Consider the following 12,854-nt stretch of genomic DNA (forward strand, 5'->3'; position numbering starts at 1 on the left):
GATTAAAAGTTAATAATTCTTGGGAAGTCTTCTTCATCACGAAGTGTTAGCACTTCTACACCGGTTTCAGTGACTAATAAAGTGTGCTCCCACTGGGCAGAATTTTTCCCATCAGAAGTTGTAACTGTCCAGTTGTCGTTTTTGTCTAATATGGTGGTATGACGACCCGCATTAATCATCGGCTCGATGGTAAAGCACATACCTGGCTTAATCACGGTTTTGTCATTATTTTTATAATGGACAACTTGAGGTTCTTCATGGAAACCAGCACCAATACCATGACCACAATAATCTTGTACGATTGAATACTTATCAAGCCCTGATTTGCTTGCTTTGATGAATTTTTCGATACTTGTGCCAATTTCGCCTAATTTTGCGCCAGGACGAACTTTTTTGATGGCCAAATACAGACTTTCTTGGGCAATTCGACATAAGCGTTTGTCTTTAGGACTGACCTCGCCAATAAGAAACATTTTTGAAGTATCGCCATGATAGCCATCTTTAATCACAGTAATATCAATATTTAAAATATCACCATCTTTGAGGATGTAATCTGATGGGATACCGTGACAAATAGTATCATTTACCGAAGTGCAAATTGATTTTGGAAAACCATGGTAATTAAGCGGTGCAGATATGGCACCTTGCTCTTCAGTATATTGCGCACAAATGGTATTTAATTGATTGGTTGTGACACCAGCAACAACATGGGGTGCAATCATTTCCAGTACTTGTGCAGCGAGTTTTCCTGCTGCGCGCATCTTTTCAATTTCGTCGGCATTTTTAATGACAATACTCATGAATCTTCTCTTGGTTTTTAACGTTCAAAATGGGCCCGTTTAAAGCAATCAATTACACGTAAAAAGTTGTGTTTGATCGCTGTTTATGGTATAAAGCGCGCCGTTATGTGTGAGTTCGTGTTTCTTAGTTTGTTTTGTTTTGCGGAACAAATAATCACTTTATAGTGCTTTAATTGCTCGGTGTTTCAACAAACTGTCAGAATTTGCGGCTATTATACATGGCAATTAACTTAAATACTAAATCACACACGTATCGACACATTTTTCGGGGTGCTCTCAATGCTTTTATTAGCGTAGAAGAGTCGAAACATGGGATGCGTGGAGGTCTAACCCCTTACATTAAGGTAAATACAATGACTACTGTTTCAATGCGCGACATGCTACAAGCTGGTGTTCACTTCGGTCACCAAACACGTTACTGGAACCCAAAGATGAAGCCTTTCATCTTCGGTGCTCGCAACGGTGTACACATCATCAACCTTGAGCACACTGTACCAATGTTCAACGAAGCTTTAGCTTTCATTAGCAACGTTGCTTCTAAGAAAGGTAAAGTATTATTCGTAGGTACTAAGCGCGCTGCTGGCGAAGCTATCAAAGAAGCTGCAATTTCTTGTGACCAGTACTATGTTGATCACCGCTGGTTAGGCGGTATGTTAACAAACTGGAAAACTGTTCGTCAGTCAATCAAGCGTCTTAAAGAGCTAGAAAGTCAGTCAGTTGACGGTACTTTCGACAAGCTTACTAAGAAAGAAGCGTTAATGCGTTCACGCGAATTAGACAAGTTAGAAAAGTCTCTAGGCGGAATCAAAAACATGGGCGGTTTACCTGACGTATTATTCGTTATCGGTGCTGACCATGAGCATATCGCTATTAAAGAAGCTAACAACCTAGGTATCCCAGTTGTTGCAGTTGTTGATACTAACTCTGCGCCAGACGGTGTTAACTACATCGTTCCTGGTAACGACGATGCAATGCGTGCAATTCGTTTGTACACTTCATCTGTTGCTGCTGCTGCCAACTCAGGCCGTGGTCAAGATTTAGCTGTTCAAGCTGAACAAGACGGTTTCGTAGAAGCTGTTTAATAAGGCGTGATGTTTAACATCCCCCCTTATTTGCCAATAAGATAATTGGTAAACAGGGGCCTTTGGGCCCCTGTTTTACAAATGCAATATTAGACGAATTAAATAGAGGATTTAACAATGGCAATTACTGCTGCCCAAGTTAAAGAACTTCGTGACCGCACTGGCGCTGGCATGATGGACTGTAAGAATGCACTGACTGAAACTAACGGTGACATCGAGCTAGCGATTGATAACATGCGTAAAAGCGGCGCGGCTAAAGCGGCTAAGAAAGCCGGTAACATCGCTGCTGACGGTACTATTCTAATCAAGAACGGTGAAGGTTTCGCTGCTCTTTTAGAAGTTAACTGTCAAACTGACTTCGTTGCTAAAGATTCTAACTTCCTAGGCTTTGCTAACGCGGTACTAGATGTTGCTGCAGCATCTAAAGTGACTATCGAAGATTTAAAAGCACAGTTTGAAGAAACTCGTGTAGCTCTAGTAGCTAAAATCGGTGAAAACATCAATGTTCGTCGCGTTGAGTATATCGATGGTGCTAACTTGGCTTCTTACCGTCACGGCGAGCGTATCGGTGTGGTTGTAACTGGTGAAGCTGACGAAGAAACATTAAAGCACATCGCTATGCACGTTGCTGCTTCTAAGCCTGATTTCGTAAACCCTGAAGATGTACCTGCTGAACTTGTAGAAAGAGAGCAAGCACTTCAAATCGAAATCGCGATGAACGAAGGCAAGCCTGCTGAAATCGCTGAGAAAATGGTTGTTGGTCGTATGAAGAAGTTCACTGGTGAGATCTCTCTTACTGGTCAAGCTTTCATCATGGAACCAAAGAAAACTGTTGGTGAAATTCTGAAAGAGAAAAAAGCCACAGTAACTAACTTCATTCGTTTAGAAGTGGGTGAAGGTATCGAGAAGAAAGAAGAAGATTTTGCTGCTGAAGTTGCAGCTCAAATCGCTGCTACTAAAAAGGCGTAATCGCTTTTTCTCTATATACCCTAAGACCGCAGCAATCGCTGCGGTCTTGTTATAATCAGGATAAAAATTATGAGCACCAATCCAAAACCTGCATTTAGACGTATTCTGCTTAAATTAAGCGGTGAAGCATTAATGGGCGAAGAAGGCTTCGGCATCGACCCTAAAGTACTTGATCGTATGGCTCAAGAAGTGAAAGAGCTTGTTGAACTGGGTATTCAAGTTGGTGTGGTAATTGGTGGTGGTAATCTATTTCGTGGTGAAGGCCTAGCGCAAGCTGGCATGAACCGTGTGGTGGGCGATCACATGGGTATGCTAGCAACTGTCATGAATGGCTTAGCCATGAGAGATGCGTTGCATCGTGCCTATGTTAATGCGCGCCTGATGTCAGCTATCCCGTTAAAAGGGGTGTGTGACGATTATAATTGGGCTGAAGCCATTAGCTTACTAAAATCTGGCCGAGTGGTAATTTTTGCCGCAGGAACCGGTAACCCATTTTGTACCACTGACTCTGCAGCTTGTTTACGTGGCATTGAAATTGAAGCCGAAGTGGTCTTAAAAGGCACTAAAGTAGACGGTGTTTACTCTGCAGACCCAATGAAAAATCCTGAAGCGGTTAAATACGACACGCTTAGCTTTAATGAAGTCTTAGAGTCTGAATTAAAAGTGATGGATCTTGCCGCCTTTACTATGGCTCGTGATCATAACATCCCAATTTTAGTATTCAACATGAATAAGCCAGGTGCTTTACGCCGTGTTATTATGGGCGAAAGTGAAGGTACAATTATTAGCAGTCAAAAATAATTCCGCTATCACATGAGTAACACAGTGGCGTAAAATGAACTGCAAGTATTATTTGAGCTGATCCATTGTCTGTACGATTCTTTATCGATTGGCTTAAACTTAATGAATATTGGTTAAAAAGGAAATTATTGTGATTGAAACAATTATGTTAGATGCGCAAGAGCGCATGGGTAAATGTGTAGATGCGACTAAAAATCAAATGGCAAAAGTGCGCACAGGTCGTGCTCACCCAAGCCTATTAGATTCGATTCAAGTTTCTTACTACGGTGCAATGACTCCGCTTAAGCAAGTGGCAAACATTGGTATCGAAGATTCACGTACGTTGAACGTAACGGTATTTGATCAAACATTAGTTCAAGCCGTTGAAAAAGCGATTATGTCATCTGATCTTGGTTTAAACCCAATGACAGCTGGCACTTCAATGCGTATTCCTTTACCAGCTTTAACTGAAGAGCGCCGTAAAGACTTTATTAAAGTTGTGCGTAATGAAGCTGAAAATGGTCGTGTAGCAATTCGTAATGTGCGTCGTGATGCCATTACCGAAGTTAAGAAGCTTGAAAAAGCCAAAGAATGTACTGAAGACGATGTGCGTCGCAGTGAAGATAGCGTTCAAAAGTTTACTGATGCAGCGATTAAAAACGTTGATCAGCTGCTTGCAGCAAAAGAAAAAGAGTTAATGGAAGTCTAAACTTCAGCGTTCAACGCTAGAGTTAATACGCCGTGTAAGGGTATACTACACGGCGTTTGTTTTTTATAGGGTCGTTGTTGATGTCATCTACAAATGATTATGGAACAGGTGTTACTACTTCTTCTGAGTTAGTCACGTCTGAAGTCTTACCTGGACAATTATCGGATATCGTAAAGCAGTCTTTGCCAAAACACGTCGCTATTATCATGGATGGTAATGGTCGTTGGGCACAAAATAAAAGTATGCCTAGAGTGGTCGGTCACAAAGCTGGTGTTAAAGCCGTTAGACGTATTGTGAGTGCGGCAAGTCAGTTGGGCATAGCATCATTAACACTGTTTGCATTTTCGAGTGAAAATTGGCGCAGACCGGATAAAGAAGTCAATTTATTGATGGAGCTTTTTTTCAGTGTGTTACAACGTGAAATTAAGCGTTTAGATAAAAATCAGGTTAAGTTAAATATTATTGGAGATATCAGCCGTTTTTCAGCACGGTTACAAGCTCAAATTGCCCAAGCTCAAGACAAGACAAAAGACAATACCGGGTTAGTGCTTAACGTTGCTGCTAACTATGGTGGGCGTTGGGATATTATGCAGGCTGCTCAAAAATTAGCTGAAAAAGTCGAAAGTGGCGAAATCAGCAGCAGTCAGATGACCGAAGAGGCATTAAATCAACATTTGTGCATGCAAAATCAAAGCGAAGTTGATTTAATGATAAGAACTGGCGGTGATTACCGCATCAGTAATTTTATTTTATGGCAGGCCGCCTATGCAGAGTTAGTGTTCACAGAAACACTTTGGCCTGATTTTGATGAGAAAGCTTTTCATCATGCACTGGCAACTTTTGCCAGCCGTCAGCGTCGTTTCGGTTTGACTGGGAGTCAAATAGAACAAATACGATCGCTTTAATCTTAAGAGGATTAGTTTTTGCTAAAACAACGAATAATAACAGCACTTTGTTTAATCCCACTTGTATTAGTCGGTATCTTTTGGGTGCCTTCTGTGTATTTTTCATGGTGTTTGGTCCCCATTTTTGCTATTGCAGCAAAAGAATGGGGCCGCTTCATCGATAAAGAATGCAATATTACTCAATGGTCATTTACCATCACCGTAACCGTGTTATTGATAGCAATCAACGTGTTATTTCCAGCAGACAGTTTATGGTTTAAAGGGCATCTGCAACCCATGTTTTTAGCGATAATAAGCATTGGCGTTGTGTGGTGGGTTATTAGCACATTACTGGTGTTTAGTTTCCCTAAAAGCGCAGCAGTTTGGCGAAATAGCCATATGCTAAAATCCATGTTTGGTCAGTTAACCTTGATACCGTGTTTCGTGTCTTTAATTACCCTTAAGTCATTAAGTAATCAATCCGATCCATATTTTGGTGGTGTGTTGGTGCTGATTGTGATGTTAATCGTTTGGGCTACTGATACTGGAGCCTATTTTGCTGGCAGAACCCTTGGTAAGCATAAGTTAATGCCTAGTGTTAGCCCCGCGAAAACCTTAGAGGGCTTAGCTGGTGGCTTACTGACTAGCATGTTAATTGTTGCCGGCGTGATGTATTTTTCTCCGCAGCAAGAGTTAGGTTTGTTAGTTGCGGTCACATTAATTACGGCTTTAGCCTCTGCATTTGGTGATTTATCTGAAAGTATGTTTAAACGCGTTGCCGTCATAAAAGATTCTGGCACTATTTTGCCAGGTCATGGTGGCATACTTGATCGAATCGATAGCTTAACCGCAGCGTTTCCCGTGTTTACATTAATCTATATCGCCATGTGGATGTAATGCTAATGCAAAACATGGTTATCCTTGGCGCGACAGGATCAATTGGCGCAAGTACCTTGAGTGTTATCACTCAAAATCCCGATAAATATGCGGTTTATGCCCTGGTTGCCAATGCCAGTGTAGATAAAATGTTGGCCTTATGTCTGGCTCATCAGCCTGTGTTTGCCCACATGGTTGATCAACAAGCCGCAATTAAACTTAAGCTTGCATTACCGTCATCGAGTAAAACCATTGTAACCTCAACACCTGAAGAGTTAACGGCTTTAGTGACCCATAGCGACGTTGATACTGTCATGGCTGCCATTGTTGGTGCAGCCGGATTAGTGCCTACGTTTGCCGCCGTTAAGGCGGGTAAAAGAGTGCTATTGGCCAACAAAGAAGCCTTGGTCATGTCTGGTGAGCTATTTATGCAAACCGCAAAAGCATCGGGTGCGACGATATTACCCGTTGATAGTGAACATAATGCTATTTTTCAATGCATGCCTCAAGCCGTGCAAAATAACTTAGGTTTTTGTGATATCGCTTCTGAAGGCATTTCGCATATCCTACTGACAGGTTCTGGTGGTCCTTTTTTAACGACTGACTTAACAATTTTGCCCAACGTGACACCCGATCAGGCTTGTAATCATCCGAATTGGTCAATGGGCAGAAAAATATCTGTTGATTCAGCATCTATGATGAACAAAGGATTAGAATACATCGAAGCGCGGTGGTTATTTAATACTACTCCCGAACAGCTTAAAGTGGTTATCCATCCTCAAAGTGTTATTCACTCCATGGTGCAATATAAAGATGGTTCGGTACTGGCGCAGATGGGTAACCCTGATATGCGTACGCCAATTGCTCATTGTATGAGCTATCCACAAAGAATTTCAGCTGGCGTTGAACCTTTAGACTTTTTCAAAGTCGGACAGTTAAGCTTTTTAGAACCTGATTTTAATCGTTTTCCATGTTTAAAGTTAGCGATAGAAGCATGCCAGCAAGGGCAGGAAGCAACCACGGTATTGAATGCAGCCAATGAAATTGCCGTTGAGGCTTTTTTGCAGGGTAGAATTAAATTTACCGATATTGCCGTCGTCAATGAACAATGCCTTGTATCGGTTAATCGGTCAGCGTTAAAGTCGATAGAAGATATTATTGCTTTAGACAGCGACGCACGCCAATTGGCTTTATCTAAAATTAAAGCGTTAGGGTAAAGAGGAGTAAGATGTTCGATTTTTTGTGGAATTTAGGCTCTTTCATTGTTGCCCTGGGTATTTTAATTACCGTGCATGAATACGGCCATTTTTGGGTTGCACGTAAGTGTGGCGTAAAAGTCGAAAAATTTTCAATTGGGTTTGGAAAAGCCATTTGGCGTAAAGTCGGTCAAGATGGCACTGAATATGTTGTTGCCATGATCCCTTTGGGGGGCTTTGTTAAAATGCTTGATGAGCGGGTTGAAGATGTACCTGCCGATATGCTTGATCAAGCGTTTAATCGTAAAACAGTTTGGCAGCGCATTGCCATCGTGGCTGCCGGACCATTAGCCAACTTTATCTTTGCTATTGTTGCTTTATACGCCATGTATTTAATCGGTGTTCCTTCGATTAAGCCAGTAATTGATTCAACCAAAATTAACTCACCTGCAGCAGTTATTCAGTTATCTGAACCGCAACAGATCCTTGCTATTTCAGGGCAAGATGTTCGCAATTGGGAAGAGGTCAATTTGGCTTTAGTGGGTCATATTGGAAGCGATAGTGTCGATGTAACATTGGCGCCGCTTTCTAGAATTGAAGGTGTGGATGTCAGTGGCCAAACATACCAACTCGATACCCGTAATTGGAAATTTGATCCAGAAAAAGAATCGCCTATTACCGCTTTAGGATTAGGAATATTTAGACCCGGAATAAATCCGGTCATCGCCGCTATATCAGAAAATAGTTCGGCACAAATGGCAGGTTTGATGATTGGCGATAAAATCATATCGATAAATCAACAGCAGTACAAAGATTGGAATAGCTTTGTTGATGTGGTACAAACGTCAGCTAATAAGACACTTACTCTCGTTATTGAGCGAGCAGGCCAGCAGTTACCGTTTGAGGTTGTGCCCCAGGCTCAAACCAATGACAATGGTGACATAATCGGTATTGTTGGTATTAGCCCTACTGCCGCGCAATGGCCTGAAAATATGCGCTTTGATTTAGAATATGGCATGATAGATTCCGTTTCCGCTGCTGTTGATAAAACATGGCAGCTAGTGGTGGTTAGTTTCAAAATGATAGGTAAATTATTTACCGGCGATGTGTCGGTGAAAAATCTAAGTGGCCCCATATCTATTGCGCAAGGAGCGGGTGCGAGCGCAAATTATGGATTGGTGTATTTTCTTGGATTTATCGCACTAATTAGCGTGAACCTAGGGATTATTAATTTAATGCCTTTACCCGTGCTAGATGGTGGACACTTGCTGTATTACTTTATTGAAGTGATTACGGGTAAGCCTGTACCTGAAAAGGTGCAGGAAATTGGATTCAGGTTTGGCGCAGCTTTGCTGCTAATGTTGATGAGTGTAGCGCTTTTCAACGATTTTGCCCGACTCTGAGCAAGGACAGACTAATAATTAGAAGTGCTCTATGAGATTGAATAAACTATTTGCATCGATGTTATTCGTCGGCGCGTCTTTTGCAGGGAACGGTTGGGCAAATACATTCCAGCCATTTGAAGTCACAGACATTCAAGTTGAAGGTCTACAACGTGTAGCGTTAGGAGCTGCACTGTTAAACTTGCCGGTGAAAGTCGGTGATACAGTTGACCAAGTTAAATTACAACAGGCGATAAAAAGCTTATATGGTTCAACAAACTTTGAAACTATTAGCGTAAGCCATGAGGCTGGCGTGTTGTATGTTACCGTTAAAGAACGTCCTACAATTAGTGCAGTGACGTTTGAAGGTAACAAAGATATTAAAGATGAGCAGCTTCAAGAAAGTCTTGATGGTTCAGGCGTTAAAATTGGTGAGTCTTTGGATCGCACCATGCTTAGCGGTATTGAAAAAGGCTTGCAAGACTTTTATTACGGCGTGGGTAAATACGGCGCTAAGGTACAAGCTCAAGTTATCAATTTGCCGCGTAATCGGGTTGAATTGAAATTTAACTTTACTGAAGGTTTAGCCGCTGAAATTCGCCAAATAAACGTGGTCGGAAACACCGTTTTTAGTGATTCTGAATTAATCAGCATGCTTGAGTTGAAAGACTTTGTTGCCTGGTGGGATATATTTGGCGAAAGACGCTATCAAAAGCAAAAACTTCAAGCAGACTTAGAAACCATTAAAACCTATTACCATAACCAAGGGTATATTCGTTTTGAAGTGACGTCGACTCAGGTTGCTATGACTCCTGATAGAAAGGGACTCTATATTACGATTAACGTCGATGAAGGTGAAAAATATAAAGTCAAAGACATTAACTTAACCGGCGATTTAATGGGTCGCGAAGAGTTAATGCGGGCAATTTTGCCTATTAAAGCGGGCAACATGTATAACGGCGCCGATGTCACATTCACCGAAGAAATGTACAGTAAATATCTTGGTCGTTTTGGTTATGCTTATCCTGAAGTAAAAACCTACCCTGAAATTGATGATGAGAACAAAGAAGTTGTACTTAACATCAATATTAAACCTGGTAAGCGAGTGTATGTTCGCAGCATTAACTTTACTGGCAACGCGGTGACTAAAGATGAAGTGATGCGTCGAGAACTTCGCCAGATGGAAGGGGCATGGTTAAACTCAGCGCAAATTGAACAATCTAAAGCACGTTTAAATCGATTGGGATATTTTGAAACGGTTGATACTGAAACGATTCAAGTGCCAGGCAGCGATGATTTAGTCGATGTTGCTGTTAGCGTGAAAGAGCAGCCTTCAGGTTCATTCAACGCTGGTGTTGGTTATGGTACTGAATCAGGTGTTAGCTTGCAGTTTGGTGTAGAGCAAAATAACTTCTTAGGTACAGGTAACCAAGCAGGTATTAGCATCAATACCAACAAGTATTCTAAAAGTGCTAACATTTCGTATACAGATCCATACTTTACTAAAGACGGTGTGAGCTTAGGCGGAAGTATTTATTGGAACGAATTTGATGCCAATGAAGCTAACTTAGAACGCTATAAGAATAAATCTTATGGTGTGGCATTGAACTCAGGATTCCCAATTAACGAATATAATCGTTTAAATGGGGGGATTGGTTACCGTCATAACGCGATTTCTGAAATTTCAGCTTATGAGCAAGCATTACGTTTTTACGACGTATACCGCGACAGCGAAGATCCAAATGCTGATTTAAGCTTTGACAATTTTGAAGTGAATACCGGTTGGTATAGAAGCACATTAAACCGTGGAACATTCCCAACTGATGGTTCATCACAGCGTCTAAGCGGAAAAATGACAGTGCCAGGCTCAGATTTAAAATATTTTAAAACTGATTTTGATACTAATTTTTATTTCCCATTAACTCGCAAGCACAGTTTTGTATTCTTAACCCGTGCTCGTTTAGGTTATGCCAATGGCTATGGCAAATTTAATGAAAATGATCAAATTTTGCCATTCTGGGAGAATTACTATTCAGGTGGTAGCAGCTCATTACGCGGATTTAAATCAAACTCAGTAGGCCCTCGCTCTTTCTATTTAGTGCGTGGCAGTGAGCCTTGTGCTCCAGATCCATCTGGTGATGGTTGTAGTTTACCTGGGGATCCAAATCAAATTTACATTAACCAAGGACGCTCGATTGGTGGTAATGCTATTGCCACCGCCAGTATGGAGCTAATTGTACCCACGCCGTTTTTAGATGAAGCATATACCAACTCAGTGCGTACCAGCTTCTTCCTTGATGCCGGTAACGTGTGGGATACTGAATTTGATTACGATTCATATAGAAACCTTCCTGCTGATGAATTTAATAAGCTTGAAGACTTCAGTGATCCTAGTCGAATTCGTGCATCCTGGGGTATGAGTGTGCAGTGGCTTTCACCTATGGGGCCGATGGTATTTAGTTTGGCCTGGCCGCTCAAAGAATACGAAGACGATGAAACAGAGATTTTCTCGTTCAATATTGGCAAAACGTTCTAAAACGAATACACTCGGCAAGTTTTGCTGAACAAGTGTCTATTAACAAGGAGTCTACTTTGAAAAAGATGGTCAATCGCGCATTAGTAACATTAGCTTTTTTAGCTGCACCTATGATGGCGCATGCTGAAAAAATTGCAGTAGTGGATATGGGCGAAGTGTTTGAACAATTACCACAACGTGAACAAATCTCAAAATCACTTAAAGCTGAATTTGGTGATCGTGTTGCTGAAGTCCAAAAAATGCAGGAAGAAATGCGTTCTATGGTTGAAAAGCAGCAGCGTGATGGTGCGTTAATGAGTGATACTCAAAAAACTGACATGGTCCGTAAAATGGAATCATTGAAGTCTGAGTTTCAATTAAAAGGCAAAGCACTTGATGAAGATATGCGTCGTCGTCAAGGTGAAGAGCAAAACAAACTGCTAGTTCAAGTTCAAAAAGTGATCAATACCATTGCTGAAAAAGAAAAATATGACATGGTATTACAACGTGGTGCAGTTATTTTTGTTAAGCCAGATGCTGATATTAGCGGTAAAGTGGTTGAAGCGTTAAGTAAAGGTAAATAAGCCCGAATTTAAGGCGATAAAGACTATGCAACAAGTGACTTTAAAAGAAATTGGCCAACTGCTAAATGCCACAGTTCGCGGTGATGATACCCAAATTGTGTCGAGTGTTGCCACTTTAGAAGATGCAATTGAAGGCCAATTATCTTTTCTAGCCAACAGTAAGTACCGTGCTCAACTTGAGGCAACTCAAGCGAGCGCGGTATTACTTACTGAAAAAGATGCAGCAGATTATAAAGGGACAGCAGTCATTGTCGCTGACCCTTATGTCGGCTTTGCTCGTGTAGCACAATTGCTAGATACCTCGCCCAAGGCGGCGGTTGGTATTCACCCAAGTGCGCAAATAGACGCGAGTGCTAAACTCGGTGAAAATGTGTCAATCGGTGCCAATGCGGTAATTTGTGCCAATGCTATTTTAAGCGATAACGTACAAATAGGCGCAGGCTCTGTGGTTGGTGAGTCCAGTATCATTGGTCAAAATAGCTGCTTATGGGCTAATGTGACTATTTATCACAACGTACATATTGGCACAGATTGTACCATTCATTCTGCAACGGTTATTGGCTCTGATGGTTTTGGTTATGCCAACGAGAAGGGCAATTGGATTAAAATCCCTCAAACTGGTGGTGTAAGAATTGGAAACCGAGTTGAAATTGGTTCATGTACCAGTATTGACCGAGGGGCGTTATCCCATACCGAAATTCATGACGGGGTTATTATTGATAACCAAGTTCAGATTGCCCATAACGTGGTCATTGGTCAAAATACGGCTATCGCTGGCGGAACCATTGTTGCCGGCAGTTCGACGATAGGCAAGTATTGTATTATAGGTGGTGGTTGCGGTATTTCAGGCCATATCAGTATTGCTGATGGCGTGCACATCTCGGGTGGCACTAATGTGACCAGTGTTATTCGTGATAAAGGTGTATATTCTTCTGCTACCATAGCAATGGAAAATAAATTATGGCGACGCAATACCGTACGCTTCCGTCAATTGGACGAATTGTTTGCTCGAGTTAAACTGCTTGAGAATACGCAAAAATAAGATTTACTGTCATACTAAACCTCTCATTGAACCTG

12 protein-coding genes are annotated in these 12,854 nt (G+C 41.5%); 11 read left to right on the forward strand and 1 reads right to left on the reverse strand.

Annotated elements, in window-relative coordinates:
- Positions 1-2 precede the first annotated feature (2 nt).
- On the reverse strand, positions 3-800 hold the full coding sequence (gene map / locus IEY03_RS00445; protein ID WP_188839376.1) for a type I methionyl aminopeptidase: 798 nt from the start codon (positions 798-800) through the stop codon (positions 3-5).
- A 353-nt stretch (positions 801-1,153) separates the two neighbouring features.
- Here map and rpsB point away from each other — a divergent pair, with 353 nt between their 5' ends.
- From rpsB to lpxD, 11 genes are all read left to right on the forward strand, one after another.
- Complete coding sequence (gene rpsB, locus IEY03_RS00450) at positions 1,154-1,882, forward strand: 30S ribosomal protein S2 (RefSeq protein WP_188839377.1); 729 nt, start codon at positions 1,154-1,156, stop codon at positions 1,880-1,882.
- 117 nt (positions 1,883-1,999) lie between these two features.
- Positions 2,000-2,851: a translation elongation factor Ts gene (tsf, locus tag IEY03_RS00455; protein ID WP_188839378.1), complete on the forward strand. Its 852-nt coding sequence runs from the start codon at positions 2,000-2,002 to the stop codon at positions 2,849-2,851.
- A 69-nt stretch (positions 2,852-2,920) separates the two neighbouring features.
- On the forward strand, positions 2,921-3,652 hold the full coding sequence (pyrH, locus tag IEY03_RS00460) for a UMP kinase (RefSeq protein WP_188839379.1): 732 nt from the start codon (positions 2,921-2,923) through the stop codon (positions 3,650-3,652).
- Between the two features lie 145 nt (positions 3,653-3,797).
- Positions 3,798-4,340, forward strand: coding sequence for a ribosome recycling factor (frr, locus tag IEY03_RS00465; protein WP_188840002.1), 543 nt, complete (start codon positions 3,798-3,800; stop codon positions 4,338-4,340).
- Positions 4,341-4,420: 80 nt separating this feature from the next.
- Positions 4,421-5,245: an undecaprenyl pyrophosphate synthase gene (gene uppS / locus IEY03_RS00470; protein WP_188839380.1), complete on the forward strand. Its 825-nt coding sequence runs from the start codon at positions 4,421-4,423 to the stop codon at positions 5,243-5,245.
- 18 nt (positions 5,246-5,263) lie between these two features.
- A complete protein-coding gene (locus tag IEY03_RS00475; RefSeq protein ID WP_188839381.1) occupies positions 5,264-6,121 on the forward strand; it encodes a phosphatidate cytidylyltransferase in 858 nt (285 codons plus the stop codon).
- A 5-nt stretch (positions 6,122-6,126) separates the two neighbouring features.
- Positions 6,127-7,317 carry a 1-deoxy-D-xylulose-5-phosphate reductoisomerase gene (gene ispC, locus IEY03_RS00480; protein WP_188839382.1) on the forward strand — a complete coding sequence of 397 codons (1,191 nt, stop codon included), beginning with the start codon at positions 6,127-6,129 and terminating at the stop codon, positions 7,315-7,317.
- An 11-nt stretch (positions 7,318-7,328) separates the two neighbouring features.
- On the forward strand, positions 7,329-8,699 hold the full coding sequence (gene rseP / locus IEY03_RS00485; RefSeq protein WP_188839383.1) for a sigma E protease regulator RseP: 1,371 nt from the start codon (positions 7,329-7,331) through the stop codon (positions 8,697-8,699).
- 31 nt (positions 8,700-8,730) lie between these two features.
- The gene (gene bamA, locus IEY03_RS00490) at positions 8,731-11,214 is read left to right on the forward strand and encodes an outer membrane protein assembly factor BamA (protein WP_188839384.1); all 2,484 of its coding nucleotides are present in this window, start codon (positions 8,731-8,733) and stop codon (positions 11,212-11,214) included.
- A gap of 65 nt (positions 11,215-11,279) precedes the next feature.
- The gene (locus IEY03_RS00495) at positions 11,280-11,777 is read left to right on the forward strand and encodes an OmpH/Skp family outer membrane protein (RefSeq protein ID WP_188840003.1); all 498 of its coding nucleotides are present in this window, start codon (positions 11,280-11,282) and stop codon (positions 11,775-11,777) included.
- Between the two features lie 25 nt (positions 11,778-11,802).
- Positions 11,803-12,819 carry a UDP-3-O-(3-hydroxymyristoyl)glucosamine N-acyltransferase gene (lpxD, locus tag IEY03_RS00500; RefSeq protein ID WP_188839385.1) on the forward strand — a complete coding sequence of 339 codons (1,017 nt, stop codon included), beginning with the start codon at positions 11,803-11,805 and terminating at the stop codon, positions 12,817-12,819.
- Positions 12,820-12,854: the final 35 nt, after the last annotated feature.

Source organism: Shewanella aestuarii (assembly GCF_014647215.1).
Classification (GTDB): Bacteria; Pseudomonadota; Gammaproteobacteria; order Enterobacterales; family Shewanellaceae; genus Shewanella; species Shewanella aestuarii.